The sequence below is a fragment of the Arthrobacter globiformis genome (assembly GCF_046536215.2).
Lineage (GTDB): Bacteria > Actinomycetota > Actinomycetes > Actinomycetales > Micrococcaceae > Arthrobacter > Arthrobacter globiformis_E.
Genome location: NZ_CM143421.1, coordinates 2,015,819 through 2,033,240, shown reverse-complemented (window position 1 = coordinate 2,033,240; position 17,422 = coordinate 2,015,819). Strand labels below are relative to the sequence as shown.

At 66.6% G+C, this 17,422-nt stretch carries 13 protein-coding genes; 11 read left to right on the top strand and 2 right to left on the bottom strand.

The window, feature by feature from the left end; all coding sequences use genetic code 11:
- Positions 1–183: 183 nt before the first annotated feature.
- Positions 184–1,380, bottom strand: coding sequence for a VIT1/CCC1 transporter family protein (locus R5O87_RS09040; RefSeq protein WP_410557754.1), 1,197 nt, complete (start codon positions 1,378–1,380; stop codon positions 184–186).
- A gap of 247 nt (positions 1,381–1,627) precedes the next feature.
- Between R5O87_RS09040 and R5O87_RS09035 the strand changes: the two genes are divergently transcribed.
- The gene (locus tag R5O87_RS09035) at positions 1,628–1,864 is read left to right on the top strand and encodes a hypothetical protein (protein WP_410557753.1); all 237 of its coding nucleotides are present in this window, start codon (positions 1,628–1,630) and stop codon (positions 1,862–1,864) included.
- Positions 1,865–2,065: 201 nt separating this feature from the next.
- Here the strand turns inward: R5O87_RS09035 and R5O87_RS09030 are convergent, their stop codons facing one another.
- Positions 2,066–3,589, bottom strand: coding sequence for a sodium:solute symporter family protein (locus tag R5O87_RS09030; protein WP_410557752.1), 1,524 nt, complete (start codon positions 3,587–3,589; stop codon positions 2,066–2,068).
- Positions 3,590–3,879: 290 nt separating this feature from the next.
- On the opposite strand from R5O87_RS09030, the gene R5O87_RS09025 reads away from it, so the two are divergent.
- The 10 genes from R5O87_RS09025 (at position 3,880) to R5O87_RS08980 (ending at position 17,414) form a co-directional block, all read left to right on the top strand.
- The gene (locus R5O87_RS09025) at positions 3,880–4,455 is read left to right on the top strand and encodes a helix-turn-helix domain-containing protein (RefSeq protein WP_410557751.1); all 576 of its coding nucleotides are present in this window, start codon (positions 3,880–3,882) and stop codon (positions 4,453–4,455) included.
- 165 nt (positions 4,456–4,620) lie between these two features.
- The gene (gene speB / locus R5O87_RS09020; RefSeq protein WP_410557750.1) at positions 4,621–5,733 is read left to right on the top strand and encodes an agmatinase; all 1,113 of its coding nucleotides are present in this window, start codon (positions 4,621–4,623) and stop codon (positions 5,731–5,733) included.
- Complete coding sequence (locus R5O87_RS09015) at positions 5,730–7,502, top strand: thiamine pyrophosphate-binding protein (protein ID WP_410557749.1); 1,773 nt, start codon at positions 5,730–5,732, stop codon at positions 7,500–7,502. Before speB ends, R5O87_RS09015 begins: the two co-directional genes overlap by 4 nt.
- 184 nt (positions 7,503–7,686) lie before the next feature.
- A complete protein-coding gene (locus R5O87_RS09010) occupies positions 7,687–8,184 on the top strand; it encodes a MarR family winged helix-turn-helix transcriptional regulator (protein ID WP_410557748.1) in 498 nt (165 codons plus the stop codon).
- Positions 8,185–8,245: 61 nt separating this feature from the next.
- Positions 8,246–10,225: an MFS transporter gene (locus R5O87_RS09005; RefSeq protein ID WP_410557777.1), complete on the top strand. Its 1,980-nt coding sequence runs from the start codon at positions 8,246–8,248 to the stop codon at positions 10,223–10,225.
- Positions 10,226–10,520: 295 nt separating this feature from the next.
- Positions 10,521–12,254 carry an ABC transporter ATP-binding protein gene (locus R5O87_RS09000; RefSeq protein WP_410557747.1) on the top strand — a complete coding sequence of 578 codons (1,734 nt, stop codon included), beginning with the start codon at positions 10,521–10,523 and terminating at the stop codon, positions 12,252–12,254.
- Entirely contained in the window at positions 12,251–14,350 is a 2,100-nt protein-coding gene (locus R5O87_RS08995; RefSeq protein ID WP_410557746.1) for an ABC transporter ATP-binding protein, read from the top strand. The genes R5O87_RS09000 and R5O87_RS08995 overlap by 4 nt, the downstream gene beginning before the upstream one ends.
- A 56-nt stretch (positions 14,351–14,406) precedes the next feature.
- Positions 14,407–14,835 carry an acyl-CoA thioesterase gene (locus tag R5O87_RS08990; RefSeq protein ID WP_410557745.1) on the top strand — a complete coding sequence of 143 codons (429 nt, stop codon included), beginning with the start codon at positions 14,407–14,409 and terminating at the stop codon, positions 14,833–14,835.
- 2 nt (positions 14,836–14,837) lie between these two features.
- Positions 14,838–15,128 carry a hypothetical protein gene (locus tag R5O87_RS08985; protein WP_410557744.1) on the top strand — a complete coding sequence of 97 codons (291 nt, stop codon included), beginning with the start codon at positions 14,838–14,840 and terminating at the stop codon, positions 15,126–15,128.
- Between the two features lie 54 nt (positions 15,129–15,182).
- Complete coding sequence (locus R5O87_RS08980; protein ID WP_410557743.1) at positions 15,183–17,414, top strand: McrB family protein; 2,232 nt, start codon at positions 15,183–15,185, stop codon at positions 17,412–17,414.
- The last annotated feature ends 8 nt before the right edge of the window (positions 17,415–17,422 follow it).

Genomic DNA, 17,422 nt, shown 5'->3' with positions numbered 1-17,422 from the left:
TCCTCTGCCGCGGCGCCCCCACAAGGGAAAACAGGCATCAGGCAAACAGACACACTTTACAGTTCCGCTAACGGGCGCAGGAAACTGGCCCAGCCAGCCGTGCCGACCGGCTAGCCCGGTCAGTTAGCCAGCTAGCCAGCCAGCCGGGCGCGGACCGCCAGCCGCCAACCAGCCAGCCGCGGATCAGGCGATCACAGCGCCAAACGCCATGCCTAGAAGGTAGGTCACGCCGGCCGCCCCAAGGCCGATGGCGAGCTGCCGCAGGCCTCGGGTCAGCGGCGAGGTGCCGGACAGCAGGCCGACGGTGCCGCCGGTTGCCAGCAGTGCGATGCCCACCAGGACTGCGGCCACGATGAGGGCTCCGATCCCGGTCATGCCGAAAAGGAAGGGAATGATGGGCACGATCGCGCCCGAGGCGAAGAAGCAGAAGCTGGAGAGCGCGGCGCCCCAGGCAGTGCCCACGGCCTCGTGCTCGTCCTCGGTCTCGGGGAGCTCGGGATGGAGCGAGAGGCTCGGATCGCAGTCGCACGTGAAGAGGCCCATGCGTTCGGCCACGCGGTGTTCGGCGGCCTCGCGGGACATGCCGCGGGCCAGGTAGACCAGCAGGAGCTCGTTGTGCTCGATGTCCAGCTGGGGTGCCGCCACCAGCGTCACCTGGGTGGGACGGGTGGCGTCCAGCAGCTCGCGCTGGGAACGGACGGAGACGAATTCGCCGGCGCCCATGGAGAACGCGCCGGCCAAGAGCCCGGAGATGCCGCTGAGCAGGACCACACCGCTGCCAACGCCCGTGGCGGCCATGCCCATGACCAGCGAGAGGTTGCTGACCAGGCCGTCGTTGGCGCCGAAGACGGCGGCGCGGAACGTGCCGGCCAGCCGGTTGCGGCCGCGGGTTGCCAGGCCGCGGACCACCTCCTCATGGATTTGCTCGTCGGCCGCCATGGCCGGGGTGGCGGACGGTTCCCTGGTGTAGGGGGAGCGGCCCTCGGCCCGCTGCGCCAGCGCGAGCACGAACACGGACCCGAAGTGCCGGGCGAGGAAGCCCAGAAGGCGGCTGCGCAAGGAAGCGTGCCGGGGCTTGCCGGCGTGCTCGCCCAGCAGCTTCAGCCAGTGCGCCTCGTGGCGGCCTTCGGCTTCGGCGAGGGCCAAAAGGATGGCGCGCTCCTCGCCCGTGCGGTTCTGCGCGAGGTCGCGGTAGACGGCGGCCTCGGCCCGTTCGTCGGCGAGGTACTGGCGCCAGCGTTTGATGTCCGCGGCGCTGGGTTCCGGCCGGGACGCCACGGGGTTGGAAGCCTGGGCGCCGGCAGCGGGGCCGGTGGTTGCGGCAGAGGGGGCGGAGGCGTTGCCGTTGGTGTGGGGGTCAGATTTTGCGTGCTGAGACACGGGAGCTCCTGGGTAGATGGGACATGCTGCGGCCCCATTGCACGGCCCACTTTACCCCGTAATTCCGCGGATTTTCGGCCGGCAACCCTTAGTCAAAAGTTTAGGGAAACCTCAATATCGCCGGCCGCCCGAGGCTGTGCCGCGGGCACGTCTGAATGCCCTTGACCGCCCGAACCTGCGGTGATCTGATGAAAATGTGCCCCGCCGACGGCGGGTACGGAAGTCCAACCACACGGAGGTCTGCCTGATGAACACCAACGGATCGCGCCCCGAGCCGGACACCCGCCAAACCATCGAGTCCGATCCCGCCTACGATTTTGCCGAGGACGCGCCCGTGGACGAAGACTGGGACGCGGAAGACGAATTCCTTGATTCCGAAGAGCGGGTTGTTCCCGCCAACTCCGAGGCAGTGGACGACGACGAACGGACAGTTCCGCTGGACGCCGACGACGAGTTCCGTGCGGACGAAAGCTACGAAGCCTAGGGCGTGACCGTTCCCTCCCGGTGTAGCCCAACTCCTGGGCCCACGCCCGCCGGGAGCCGATGTGGACTTGCGAAGGAAGGGAGCGGGTGGGGACGACGGCGGTGCCTCCCTGTGCTGGGAGGCACCGCCGTCGTCGTACTTTCCTAAAACTGCCGGAGGCAGCCCACCGTCACCGGACGGGACATCATTGTGCCGTGACCATCAACGGACAGTGGCCGAAACCGGTACTTCCTCCGTGTCCTTGCCAGCCACCCGGCGGTACCAGCGGCTCATGACCGCGGGGTCCGTGGGCCTGGTCAGCAGCGACACTGCCACGTAGACCACCGCGGAAGCGAGCAGGCCGTAGTAGATCGGCTCGTTCGCAAAGATGCCGTCCAGCGGGGCCTTGGCGTTGATCTCCAGGACGATCATGGTGCCCAGCGTCACCACGGAACCCACGGCCATGGACGCCGCGGCCGCGATGCCGGTGCCGCGCTTCCAGATGAGGCCGCCGAGGATGGCCACGAGGAGGCCGCCCACCAGGATGTCGTAGGCGATGGTGAGGGCCGCGACGACGTCCTTGGTGATGATGGCGATCAGGATGGCGACGATGCCCAGGCCGAGGACCCACATGCGGTTGGCCTTGACGTCGTGCTCGGGGTTGTCGGAATCGTCGGTGTTGATGGTTTTGCCGAACCAGCTGGCGACGAACGGCAGCACGTCCGCGCGTGCCACGGTGGCGGCGGCGATCAGGGCGCCGGACGCGGTGGACATCATGGCCGCGACGGCGGCGGCGAGCACCAGGCCGCCGATGCCGATGGGCAGCAGGTTCTGCGCCACCTCGGCATAGACAACATCCTTGCCTTCGGTGGCGACGTCGATGTTGGGCAGCGCCACCCTCGCGCCGAGGCCGATCAGTGCACCGGCCGCGCCGTAGAGGATGCAGTAGATGCCGGCGGTGGCGCCGCCCCAGCGGGCAACCCGTGGCGTCTTGGCGGTGAACACGCGCTGCCAGATGTCCTGGCCGATCAGCAGGCCGAGGGTGTAAACGACGAAGTACGTGATGATCGTCTGGACGCCGATGCCGTCAATCTGGAAGAAGCTCGCCTCCACGCGGCTGCGGATGCCGTCCAGGCCGCCTGCTGCGTTGAGCGTGAAGGGCAGCATGAGGAAGAAGATCCCCACGGTCTTGATGACGAACTGGACCTGGTCGGCCAGGGTGATGGACCACATGCCGCCGATGGTGGAGTAGACCAGCACGATGGCGCCGCCGATGGCGATGGCCAGCGCCCGGTCCCAGCCGAACAGCACCACGAAGATGGTGGCGTAGGCGCTGGTGGAGGTGGCGCAGAGCATCAGGGTGTAGGCGAGCATGACGATGCCGGAGGTCCGGGTGGCCTGGCTGCCGTAGCGCAGGGACAGCATCTGGGAAACGGTGTAGATCTTCAGCTTCTGGATGGTGCCCGCGAACAGCAGGCTCAGCAGCAGGACACCGGCACCGATCGCCACCACGAGCCACATGCCCGAGATGCCGAACTTGTAACCCAGGCCGACGCCGCCAACGGTGGAGGCACCGCCCAGGACGACGGCGGCCATGGTCCCGGTGTAGAGGAACGGGCCGAGGCGGCGGCCAGCCACGAGGAAGTCACTGTTGTTCTTGGTGCGGGACTTGCCCCACCAGCCGAAGGCCAGCATGGCGGCCAGATAGACCACCACGATGGCGATATTGACGAAACTTGCGTCCATGATTGGGGATCCTTGGAGCTTTGGCAGCTTGCGGGCCTGGCCGGGTACGGGCTGGCCGGGTGGCGCTGCGCTGAACGGAAATCTGGGGGAACGCTGGGTTCCTTGCTGGGCGTCTCCTCGTGGGAGTTGTTTCACAAGCAACACTTGTTGCATAAAAGCGTAGGCTGTGATTCGAGTAACAGTCAAGACGCATAGCTCCAGGTCGCGGTTTGCCCCGCGTCACAGAAGGTCCGGGCCGATACTATGACTCCAATGATGGGGCCGGGCTGCCGGCCGTGAAAGGTTCGTAAATGAAGGCACTACCAGTTGAGCCGAGCAATGTTCCGGTTGCCATCGGTTCAAGAATCCGTGCCGCGCGCCAGTCACAGCGGCTCACCATCGAGCAGGTGGCCGACGCCACCGGGCTGACCAAAGGATTCCTGAGCCGCGTGGAGCGCGATCTGACCTCGCCGTCCGTGGCCTCGCTCGTCACCCTGTGCCAGGTTCTCTCGATCTCCATTGGCGACCTGTTCGCTGCTCCCGAAACGCATCTGACCAAGCGCGACTCCGGTCCCCGGATCTCCCTTGGCGGGGAGGGGATCGTCGAGCGGCTGCTGACAGCGCGGTCCGAGCGGCGCGTGCAGATCATCCAGGCCGTCATCGACCCGCGTGGCCGCGGCGAATCGGAGCTCTACGCCGTTGACTGCGATGTCGATGTCCTGCATGTGATCAGGGGGACCATCAAGCTCATCCTGACCAACGAGGAGTATGAGCTGTCCAGCGGCGACACCGTGACCTTCCCCGGCCGGGAGCCCCATACCTGGGTCAATCCGACCGATGAACCCGTCGAGGTTTTATGGGTGCTGGTGCCGGCCGCGAGCCGGTAGCTTTCTTGGATCCGCCCGGGCCCGCCCCTTGTTGGCGGTCCCGGTTTTTTCTTGCCCTTTTTTCGGGAACTAAGTAAACAGCCGGTGCACATTTGGCAACTTCGAGTGTATGATGGCTGTCACAACCCACCCTCGACAATTCATCCTCGAAGGAGAGGCGTTCCTTTGGAAGAGCTGCGCATCGAAGCCAACGGCAACCTTGGCCCCATCGATTCATCCCGTATTCCCCGCTACGCCGGGGCCGCAACCTATGCCCGCCTGCCGCGCCTGGACCAGGTGGCCAAGTCCGACATCACCGTGGTGGGCGTGCCCTTCGATTCCGGCGTCTCCTACCGTCCGGGCGCGCGCTTTGGCGCGAACCACGTCCGCGAGGCCAGCCGGCTGCTCCGCCCGTACAACCCGGCGTGGGATGTCAGCCCGTTCGAAAACTGCCAGGTGGCCGACGCCGGCGACATGGCAGTGAATCCGTTCAACATCAACGAGGCCATCGAAACCATCCAGCAGAACGCCCTCGACCTGACCGCCGGCGGCAGCAAGCTGGTCACCCTGGGCGGCGACCACACCATCGCGCTGCCGCTGCTGCGCACCGCGGCCGAGCGCGCTGGCGGCCCCGTCGCCATGCTGCACTTCGACGCCCACCTGGACACCTGGGACACCTACTTCGGCGCGGAGTACACCCACGGCACTCCGTTCCGCCGTGCTGTGGAGGAGGGCATCCTGGACACGGAGGCCATCAGCCACATCGGCACCCGCGGCCCGCTGTACGGGAAGAAGGATCTCGACGACGACCACCGCTTTGGGTTCGGCATCGTCACCTCCGCTGACGTTTACTACCAGGGCGTCCTCGAGACGGTGGCGAAGGTGCGGGACCGGATCGGCGACCGTCCGCTGTACATCTCCGTGGACATCGACGTTCTGGACCCCGCCCACGCGCCGGGCACCGGCACGCCCGAAGCCGGCGGCATCACCAGCCGTGAACTCCTTGAGATCATCCGCGGCTTCCGCGGCATGAACCTCGTCGGCGCCGACGTCGTCGAAGTGGCCCCGGCCTACGACCATGCCGAGATCACCGGCGTTGCCGCCAGCCACGTGGCCTACGAGCTCGTCACCCTGATGGCCGACAACACGGTCGCCGGAAACCGCTTCGGCGCCGAGACCGGCTACGCCGCCCAGGCGCTGGGCCGGGAAGCCCACCGTCCGGCAGGGTTCGCGGCAGCCTCGCCCGCGCCGGCCGACAACGGCGCTGTCCGTGCCGCCGTGGGGGAGTACTCCCAGTGACCGCCGTCGAGCCTGGCGCGGCGTCGGCTCCGGCGGCTGCTCCCGCTGGGGAAGGCCCTGCTGGGGAAGACTCTGTCGGGGAAGACTCCGGTGCGGCGGACGCCCGGACCGGTGTCCGCAACGGCGGGGATCTCGTCGTCGAAACCCTCGAGGCGCTCGGCGCGAAGACGGTGTTCGGTATCCCCGGCCAGCATGCGCTGGGCCTCTTCGACGCGATGGGCCGGGGCAACCTGAAATTCGTGTCCTCCCGGGTGGAGAACAACAGCGCCTTCGCCGCCGATGGCTACTCGCGGGCTACGGGGGAGGTGGGCGTGCTGTTCCTGTCCACCGGGCCGGGCGCGCTGACGTCCCTCGCCGGGCTGCAGGAAGCCTACGCCACGGGTGTGCCCATGGTGGTGGTCGCCAGCCAGATCCCGCTCGAGGGCCTGGGCGCCCGCCGGAAGGGCATGCTGCACCAGCTCGATGACCAGAAGGCCTCGGCCGCCAACGTCACCAAGAGCCAGCGGCTGATCCAGCACGCCTCCGGCATTCCGTCCGCCATCCAGGACGCCTGGACCGAGGCGATCTCCTCGCCGCAGGGCCCGGTTTGGCTGGAGATCCCGCAGAACGTGCTGCTGGACCCCATCGTGGTGCCGCCCGTCGAGGATGCGCTGGCCGAAGCGGCGGACAACCCGCCGCGCGTCGAGCTTGTCCGGGAAGCCGTGAAATGGCTGTCGACGGCGGAGCGTCCCGCCATCATCGCAGGCGGCGGAACCCGCCGGGGCCGGGCGGAAAAGTCGCTGCTCTCGATCGCGGAAAAACTGCGCGCGCCGGTCATCTGCACGCCCGGCGGCAACGGCGCCTTCCCGTGGAACCACGAGCTGTCGCTGCAGTCGTGGATCGAGGACCGGCACATGACGGACGTCCTGGAGGACGCCGACGTGCTGGTGGTCATCGGCTCCTCGCTCGGCGAGGTCACATCCAACTACTTCACCTTTGAACCGCGCGGGCGGATCATCCAGATCGACGCCGAACCCCGCGTGCTGGAATCCAACCGGCCCGGCCTGGGGATCCGGGCCGACGCCGGTCAGGCGCTCGCAGCCCTCGACGCGTCGCTGGTGGTGCCCGCCGATGCCCGGCCCGACTGGCACGGAATTTCGCCCGAGGACCTCGTCCGGGAGTCGCTGCTCAAGGTCAGGGAGCGGCTGGAATCGCAGGACCTGGCCAAGGAGCTGAAGTTCATGGCCGATATCCGCGAGGCCGTTCCGGCGGACATGCAGACGTTCTGGGACATGACCATCTCGGCGTACTGGGGCTGGAGTTGCTGGGACGCCCGCGAGGGCCAGTTCCATTCCGCCCAGGGTGCCGGCGGCCTGGGCTACGGCTTCCCGGCCGCAATTGGCGGGGCTGTGGGCCTGGAGACCGTGGGCAAGTCCGCGGCGTCGGCCCGCGTGCTCGCTGTGTCCGGTGACGGCTCGGCCATGTACTCCATTGCCGAACTCGCCACGGCCAAACAGCACAACGTGCCCGTCACCTGGCTGATCGTGGACGACGGCGGCTACGGCATCCTGCGTGAATACATGGTGGGGGCCTTCGGCAAGGCCACCGCCACCGAACTCGCGCGGCCGGACTTCGTGAAGCTGGCCGAATCCTTCGGCGTGCCGGCCACCCGTGTCGCCCCGGAAAACGTGGGGGACGCGCTCAAAGCGGGCTTCGCCGCGGACGGGCCGAACGTCGTCGTGGTTGAAACGCTGCTGCAGATGTTCGCCCCCACCCACCTGGACAACTAACTCACCTCCCACAACCAGCGCGAACGTACAGTTGTGGCCCCATTTCCACCAGGATCTGGGGCCACAACTGTACGTTCGCGCTTCTGCCTTTTAACAAGGCTGGCCCCTGCCAGATTGCTTAGTTTCCTAAAGCAACCTTTTATTGCTATAGTTGCCTAAGGCAAGCAATAGGGGGTTTCTCATCATGGCAGTTGCACCAAACACGGCGGCCGAACTCGTGCGGCAGATCTTCGACCTCCAGCGCGCCGTCCGGTGCGTGGCCGTCTCCAACTCGCGCGGCCTGGAAGCGGGAATCGCGCTGCAGGGCGTCCTGCGGTTCGTGGGGGAGAAGGAATCCCGCGCCACTCACCTCGCCACGCGGCTGGGCGTCAGCGCTCCCGTCCTCAGCCGGCACATCGCAGAGCTCGAGGAACTGGGGCTGGTCCACCGCCGGCCCGATCCCGACGACGGCAGGGCGCAGCTGGTGGCCCTCACCGACGCCGGCCGGGCGAAACTCATCGAGATCGAGGAACACCGCGTGGCCACCCTGCAGGAATTCCTGCAGGACTGGAGCCAGCAGGACGCCGAGGAGACGGCGAAAGTACTCTCCAAACTTGCGGAATCCCTTCGGGAATCCGCCCGGGCAACGACGGCCGGCCCCACCGCAACCACCACCAAACGCAAGGAGCAGTTCATTGGCTAGCCACGCTGCCGTCCCCGCGACGGCCACGTCACGCCCCTCGGCCCACCCGCCCCAGGCACCCATGACGCACCGGCAGATCATGGAGGCCCTGACCGGGCTCCTGGCCGCCTTCTTCACCGCGATCCTCAGCAGCACCATCGTGGCCAACGCGCTGCCCACCATCATGTCCGAGCTCAAGGGCACGCAGACGGACTTCGCCTGGGTCATCACCGCAGCGCTGCTGGCCAACGCGGCCACCACCCCGATCTGGGGCAAGCTCGCCGACCTGTTCGACAAGAAGGTCCTCGTCCAGCTCAGCATCGTGATCTTCGTGGCGGGCTCGGTGATGGCCGGCCTGTCCGAAACCATCCCGCTGCTGCTGACGGCCCGCGTCGTCCAGGGCATCGCCATGGGCGGCCTGACCGCGCTGGCCCAGGCGATCATCGGCTCCATGATCCCGCCGCGCGACCGCGGAAAGTACTCCGGCTACATGGGCGCCGTCATGGCCGTCGGCACGGCCGGCGGGCCGTTGCTGGGCGGTTTCATCGTTGACAGCCCGCTCGGCTGGCGCTGGACGTTCTTCGTGTGCGTGCCGCTCGCCGTCGTCGCCCTCATCCTGCTCCAGATCACCCTGAAGATCCAGCACGTCAAGCGGCCGGCCAAAATCGACTGGCTCGGCTCCATCCTCCTCACGTCCGGTGTCAGCCTTCTCCTCATCTGGGTATCGTTCGCCGGCAACCCCGACTACTACGACTGGTGGTCCTGGCAGTCGGCACTCATGGTGGGCGGCGGCGTCGTTCTCCTGGCGCTGCTCGTTGTGGTGGAATCCAAAGTTGAGCAGCCCATCATCCCGCTGAAGATCATCTCCGAGCGCACCACCGCCCTGGCCATCTGGGCCTCCGTGGCCGTGGGCGTGGCGATGTTCGGATCCTCCACCTTCCTGGGCCAGTACTTCCAGGTGGCACGCGGCGCAACACCCACCGAGGCAGGCCTGCTGACCCTGCCCATGATCGCCGGCAACCTGATCGGCTCTGTGGTTTCAGGACAGCTGATCAGCCGCACCGGCAAGTGGAAGCGCTACCTGATCGCCGGCACAGTGCTGCTGATCGGCGGCCTGGGACTTGCCGGCACCATGGACCACACCACGGAACTGTGGCATACCGGAGTCTTCACCGCGGTCCTCGGCCTGGGGCTCGGCATGCTCCTGCAGAACCTCGTCCTGGCAGTACAGAACACGGTCAGCGCCAGTAACATCGGTACCGCCAGTGCTTCCGTGGCGTTCTTCCGATCCGTGGGCGGTGCGATCGGCGTGTCCGTGCTGGGCGCGGTCATGAGCAACAGGGTCAAGGAGCTGGCCACCCAAGGCCTTGCCGACGCCGGCATCAAGGCAGGCTCCGGCGCTTCCGGCGCCAGCCTCGACCTGGCCCACATGCCTGGCCCGATCCGGGACATCATGCGGGCGGCCTACGGCGATGCCACGGCCGAGATCTTCCTGATCTCTGGCGTCATTGCGGTTGTTGCCCTCATCGCCGTGCTCCTGATCAAGGAACAGCCGCTGCGCCGGACCGTGGACATCCGTCCGGAGGGCGGTGCTCCGGCCACCGGTTCCACGGACGCAGTGCAGGGTTCCGGGATGGCAGGCGCTGACTACTCCGACGACGACCTCGAACGTGAGTTTGCCGAAGTGCTGACCCGCCAGCTGGCCGACGACGCCAAGGCTCCGTCCTACCCCGGGCGGCAGGGGACGGAAACACCCGTCCTGCCGATGAATGAACCGCCGGCGCGGGCCCGGACTCTGCTGGCCGAGATGCACAACAAGCCTGCCGACCTGGTGCCGCTCATCCAGGAAACCCAAGGGCTTCTCGCGGAGCAGCAGCTTCAGCTGGCCACGGCCCTGAACGCCGTCGCCCGGCAGGCCGAGCAGCAGCGGATCCTTGCCGAGGAACAGGCCCGGGTCAGTGCCGAGCTGAAGGAGCTGAGCAGGAGGCTGGCCAAGGAACGCAAGCTGCAAAGCGCCGCCGCGCACTACATCGCCTCGCACGGCAAGCACCGCGGCGAGTAGGCCCGCGTCACCCGAGTTTTTGTCCAGATAATGGCCGCTAAACCCCCGCGGGAGGCCATTATCTGGACAAAAACTCCAGTTAAAGGGCGGGAAGTACGACGGCGGGGGCCGGCTGGGGTGCTGAAGTGTACGTTCGCGCTCTGGCGCGGGAGCCGGCGTCGTCCGTTGGGATGATCTTCGCCAGCGACGTTTCACACGGGCAACAGATTTCGTAGAGTTGGAAGGCTTGGGCTGTCAGACCCGTCTGCTATTACTTCCCTCAACTTATTCGCGCTCTCCCGAAGGATCCGTGAGCATGCTCGTCACCCTCATACGGCGTTATTCCAAACCGTATTTGCCGTACATCCTGGCTGTCATCGCATTCCAGCTGGCATCCACCATTGCGGCGCTCTACCTGCCCAGCCTTAACGCCCAGATCATTGACGAGGGCGTCTCCCGCGGCGACACCGACTTCATCTGGCGCACCGGCGCCGTCATGCTCCTCGTGGCCTTCCTCCAGGTGGGCACCGCCATCGCCGGAGTCTACTTCGGATCGAAAACTGCCATGGCCGTGGGCCGTGACCTCCGCCGCGGCGTTTTCCGCAAGGTGACCAGCTTCTCGGCCAAGGACGTCAATGCGTTCGGCGCGCCCACCTTGATCACCCGCGGCACGAACGACGTCCAGCAGGTCCAGATGCTGGTGCTGATGGGCCTGAACTTCATGGTGTCCACGCCCATCATGTGCATCGGCGGCATCATCATGGCCCTGCGCGAGGACATCAACCTGTCCTGGCTGGTCTGGGTGTCGGTCCCCATCCTCATTGTGGTGGTGGGCTACATCGTGGTTCGCCTCATGCCGCTGTTCCGCTCCATGCAGAAGAAGATCGACCGCATCAACGAGGTCCTGCGCGAGCAGATCATCGGCATCCGCGTGGTCCGCGCCTTCGTCCGGGAACCGTACGAAACGGACCGCTTCGGCCTGGCCAACAGGGAACTGACGGACGTCTCGCTCAAGATCGGCTCGCTGTTCGTCCTGATGTTCCCCGCCATCGGCATGATCCTGCACCTGTCCACCGCCGCCGTGCTCTGGTTCGGCGGCCAGCGCGTGGATTCCGGCGACATGCAGGTCGGCTCCCTGACAGCGTTCCTGCAGTACCTGCTGCAGATTCTCATGGCGGTGATGATGGGAACGTTCATGGCCATGATGATCCCGCGCGCGTCTGTCTGCGCGGACCGCATCGGCGAGGTGCTCGACGTCGAACCGTCCATCCACGACCCCCGGCAGCCCGTCACCCCGGGGCGGCTGGAAGGCGTGGTGGAGTACCGCAACGTCACGTTCGCCTACCCCGGAGCCGAGGCCCCGGTCCTGAGCAACATCAGCTTCACTGCCCGGCCGGGGGAGACCGTGGCCATCATCGGCTCCACCGGTGCCGGCAAGACCTCCCTGCTGTCACTGCTGCCGCGGCTCTACGACGTGGCCGAGGGCGAAGTGCTCCTTGACGGCGTTCCCGTGAGCCAGCTGGACCGGGAGGAAATCACCAAGCGCGTTGCCCTGGTTCCGCAGCGGCCCTACCTGTTCTCCGGCACCATTGAGCACAACCTCCGCTTTGGAAAGCCGGACGCTTCCGACGACGAACTCTGGGATGCGCTGCATGTTTCCCAAGGCGACGGTTTCGTGAAGGAAAAGAAAAACGGGCTCGCTTCGCGCATCGCCCAGGGCGGCACCAACGTGTCCGGCGGCCAGCGCCAGCGCCTGTGCATCGCGCGGGCCCTGGTCACAAAGCCCAAGGTCTACCTGTTCGACGACTCCTTCTCCGCGCTGGACGTCGCCACCGACGCCCGGCTGCGTGCCGCGCTCAAGCGCACCACCGCCGACGCCACCGTCATCATCGTCGCGCAGCGCATCTCCACCATCACCGAAGCGGACCAGATCCTGGTGCTGGACAACGGCAGGATCGTGGACCGCGGCACGCACGAGGAACTCCTCGAAACGTCGCCCACCTACCAGGAAATTGTTGAGTCCCAGCTGAGCGTGGAGGAAGTGGCATGAGCGCCGACAAGAAGGGCACCAGCCAGAACCCCGGAACGAGCCACGACGCCGACGAGCTTCAGGGCGCCGGGAAGCTTCAGGGCCAGACCGCCGCGGACGCACCGGTCCTCGAGGACGACGACTTCGTCGAGGAGGAGTACAAGCCGGGCGAGGCCGACGGCGGCATGTTCGGCGCGATGCCGGCCAAGAAGGCCCAGCACTTCTGGCCCTCCGCCAAGCGCCTCATGGGCCTGCTGAAACCGGAAGCCGCCGGCATCTACGTCGTGGTGGGCATGGTCATCGTTTCGGTGATCCTCAACGTCATTGCGCCCAAGGTGCTGGGCCAGGCCATGGACGTCATCTTCGGCGGAGTGGTGGGCAAGCAGCTGCCCGCCGGCGTCAGCAAGGACCAGTTCGTCGCGGGGCTCCGGGAACAGGGCCAGAACAACTTCGCGGACATGGTCTCGCGGATGGAGCTCGTGCCCGGAACCGGCATCGACTTCCAGAAGCTGACCGTCCTGATTTCGGCCGTGCTGCTGATCTACTTCGTGGCCAACATCTTCCTGTGGCTGCAGGGCTACGTCCTCAACAGGATCGTCATGAAGGTGATCCGGCAGCTCCGCGACGACACGGAAAAGAAGCTCAACCGGCTGCCGCTGAACTACTTCGACACCCGCCAGCGCGGTGACGTGCTCTCCCGGGTGACGAACGACGTCGACAACGTCCAGCAGGCCCTGCAGCAGGCGTTCGCCCAGCTCATCAGCTCGGTGCTGACCGTGGTGGGCATCGTCATCATGATGTTCATCGTCTCGTGGCAGCTGGCCCTGATCGCCCTCATTGCGCTGCCGCTGTCCGGTGCCGCGGCCGGCGTGATCGGCGCGCGCAGCCAGAAGCTGTTCGCCGCGCAGTGGAAGAACACCGGTGAGCTGAACGGCCAGATCGAAGAGTCCTTCTCCGCCCATGACCTGGTGCGGGTCTTCGGCCGCGAGGCCGACATGCTGGAGCGCTTCGAGGAGCGCAACGAGGCCCTGTACAAGGCCAGCTTCGGCGCGCAGTTCGTGTCCGGCATCATCTTCCCCGTGATGCAGTTCGTCTCCTACCTCAGCTACGTCGGCATTGCGGTGGTAGGCGGCCTGCGGGTCGCCTCGGGCAGCATGAGCCTGGGCGACGCCACGGCGTTCATCCAGTACTCGCGCGAGTTCACCCAGCCGCTGGGGCAGATGGCGGGCATGGCCAACATGCTCCAGTCCGGTGTGGCATCCGCCGAGCGCGTCTTCGAGTTCCTGGACGCGGATGAGCAGGACGCCGAGACCGCCACGAAGCACCTCCCGGCCAAGACCGACGGCCACGTGGAATTCCAGGACGTCACGTTCAGCTACACGCCGGACAAGCCGCTGATCGAAAACCTGTCCTTCACCGCCGAACCGGGGCACACCGTGGCCATCGTCGGACCCACCGGCGCGGGCAAGACCACGCTGGTGAACCTGGTCATGCGCTTCTACGAGCTCAACTCCGGCTCCATCACGCTCGACGGCGTGGACGTCACCCAGCTGAGCCGCGCGGAACTTCGCTCCAAGGTGGGCATGGTGCTGCAGGATGCCTGGCTGTTCGGCGGCTCCATTTACGACAACATCCGGTACGGCAAGCTGGACGCCACCGAGGAGCAGGTCATGGCGGCGGCCAAGGCCACGTTCGTGGACCGCTTCGTCCGGGCCCTGCCCGACGGGTACAGCACGGTCATCGATGAGGAGGGCAACAACGTCAGCGCCGGTGAAAAGCAGCTCATCACCATCGCCCGCGCGTTCGTGGCCAACCCGTCACTGCTCATCCTGGACGAGGCAACCAGCTCGGTGGACACCCGCACGGAACTCCTGGTGCAGAAGGCCATGGCCGCACTGCGCACGGACCGGACCAGCTTCGTCATCGCGCACCGCCTCTCAACCATCCGCGACGCCGACACCATCCTGGTCATGGAAAACGGCAAGATCGTGGAGCAGGGCAACCACCAGACCCTCCTTGCCGCTGAAGGCGCCTACTACCGGCTGTACATGTCGCAGTTCGCCGGTGCGGATGCCGAGGAGACTCCGGTGGACGATTCGACGGCGGTGCACAGCTGACCGCCGCAAAGCCCGGAGGCCACCCGGACCCCCGGCGCATTGAGGTGCTCGTGCCCATGCGCTGGGGTGACATGGACGCTTACGGGCACATCAACAACGTCGAGATCGTCCGCATGCTGGAGGAGGCGCGCATCGCCGCCTTCGGCCCACCCGCCGGTGCCGGGCTGCCCGGGATCGATCCCCACGTGTCGCTGTTCAATGACGTTCCCAAAGACACCATGGCGCTCGTGGTGGACCACCGGATCCGGTACGTGAAGACCCTCGAATACCGCAACGTCCCCGCGGCGGTCCAGGTCTGGGTTGGCGCCGTCAAGGGTGCGAGCTTCGACATTCACTACCTTGTGCAGGACCCCGTAACTGGCGACGATTGTGTGAAGGCCTCAAGCCATTTGGCCTTCGTCGATGAAGCCACCGGAAGGGTATTGCGGCTGACTCCGAAGCAGAAGCAGCTGCTGGAGCCCTTCAAAGAGCGCAAGGAGCATTGACCGTGGGAACGAAGCGCAGGGGAACCAGAAACCTGGGATCGAAAAGAGCAGGCTGGAAGAAGAACAAATCCTGGAAGGAGCTTCCGCCGGCTGCGCGCATCGGCACCATCGTGATTGGAGCCGCGCAGCTCGCCTTCCTCACCGCGGCCCAGCGCGACCTTTCGCGGCGCCCCGCCGAGCAGATCCGGGGCTCCAAGATGTTCTGGCGGCTGGCCACCCTGGTCAACTTCATCGGTCCCGGCTGCTATTTCGCCTTCGGCCGGAAGCGGCTGCCCGCTGTTACCCGGAAGTAGCTTTACGGCCGGGCATGGTGCTGGCGCTCAGGTTTACCCTGTAAATTTGAACGCATGACCCCCGCCCCAAAGCCTGCCATGCACCGCGCCCTCGGAGTCTCCAAAGAGATCGAGGATGCGGCGTGGTTCGTCCTCGGCGCCGGGCTGCAGGGCAGGCCGTCGGCGCTGGACGGCCGCACGCAGACGTGGACGGCGGAGGCCGCGACGGAACTGCTGGAACGGCTGGAACGGGGAGTCGCGGACGCCAAGGCGCCCATGATGACCAACCTGCGGCACAACCTGGCGGACGCGTCCCCGTCGGCGAAGCAGCTCGCCGTGGAGCTGCTCTTCCTGCAGTCCCTGCCGCTGGCCCACGAGGTCAAGTCGCTCAAGGTCAAACGGGCGCGCGTCGCCGAGGCCGCGTCCTGGCTCGAGCCGCCGCTGGAGCTCCCGGACGAGCTGTACCAGGGCATGACCGACCACGGCGTCATCCGCGACCGGACCGCCGAGTTCAACTGGACCATCTGGGACCACCTGAAATGGCTTTGCCGGTTTGTGCAGAACGTCGACCGGCAGTCCACGGCCGAAATCGGGAAGGCCCTGAAGGATCCGCTGGCATTCCACGTGCTGGCGGCGAGCACGCCTGATGACCAGCCGGCCATCCGGCGCAGCATCGAGTACCTCGCCTGGCCCAGCTACTTCGAGCCCGTGGTGGCGGACATCGAACGCCAGGAGATCCGCGATGCCTTCGCCTCTCTCGTTGGCGGGGCCAAGGGGGACAGCGAGGAGGAAATCACCGCTGACATCCGCCGCATCCGCCTGCACCTGGACGAGCAGGCCGGCCAGCGCATCGACTGGTATGCCCGGCAGCTGGTGAGCCAGTGGCGGAAGGTCGGGGACCCGGGCCGCCGCGCCTGGTTGCTGCGCACCCACCACGACAACGCCGAGCTTCTGGCTGCCTGGCAGGCAGAGGAGAAGGTGACGCTCGACGTCGAACACCTCCGCCTGCTCGACGCCGGCGTTACTGCCGGGCTGGTTCAGCACGCCGTCGATGAGGACTACAAGCACCTCGGTTACGTGGAGCGTGAGGACACGAAGACTGCCGTCTTCGCCTTCCTGACCGTGATGAAGCCGGGCGACTTCGCGCTGTACCAGAACGCCGGAACTGTGCGGATCGGCGTCGTGCTGGGGGAGCCGGACCACAACGGGGACAACCGGCGGATGCGCCGCAAGGTGCGCTGGTTCGACGAGGCGCACGCCGTGACGGACTTGCCGCGGCACATCCAGCGCCAGCTGGCCACCCCGGGCATCGTCGTCGACGTCACCCGCGTGGTGCAGGCGCTGCAGGCGCTGCTGCCCGCCGAGGCGGAAACCGAGCCCGACGCCGATGCGTCGCCGGCGACCGTCGCCCTCCCGGTCCTGGACGGCTTCCGCCCGGTAACGCGAGAATTCGCGGACTCGCTCCACATGGAGGTGGAGCCGCTGCAGGAGATCGCCGACCTGCTGGAGGAGAACCGGCAGCTGGTCCTGTACGGCCCGCCGGGAACCGGCAAAACCTACCTCGCCAAGCACCTCGCGGCCGAGCTGGCGCAGGACAGCACCGACGAGCGGGTGAAGCTCGTCCAGTTCCACCCGTCCTACGCCTACGAGGACTTCTTCGAGGGGTACCGGCCGGACAAGACCGACGAGGGCCAGGTTTCCTTCAAGCTCGTGGCGGGTCCGCTGCGCAGGCTCGCGGAGGAAGCAGCGAAGCCGGGCAACGAGTCCAAGCCGTACTTCCTGATCATCGACGAGATGAACCGCGCCAACCTGGCCAAGGTGTTCGGCGAGCTGTATTTCCTGCTGGAATACCGCGATGACCGGATCTACCTGCAGTACAGCCCCAACGAGCCGTTCACGCTGCCGGACAACCTGTACATCATCGGCACCATGAACACAGCGGACCGTTCCATCGCGATGATGGACGCCGCCATCCGCCGCCGCTTTGCCTTCATCGAACTGCACCCGCAGACCGAGCCGGTGAAGGGATCGCTGCTGCGGTTCCTGGAGGCCCGGCAGCTGGACACCACCCCGGCGCTGCTGCTGGACGCGCTCAACCAGGCCATCGACGAATGGGACCGCGACCTCATGATTGGGCCGTCCTACTTCATGAAGAAGGCCGCCCAGACCCCCGCGGGCCTGCGCCGGATCTGGAAGTACGAGCTCATGCCGCTGCTGGAGGAGCACTACCACGGGCAGCTGAACCGGGCCCAGCTCGAAGAGCGCTTCGGCCTGGACCAGCTGCTGGGACGCCTTGCGGCTCGCTAACCCCGCCG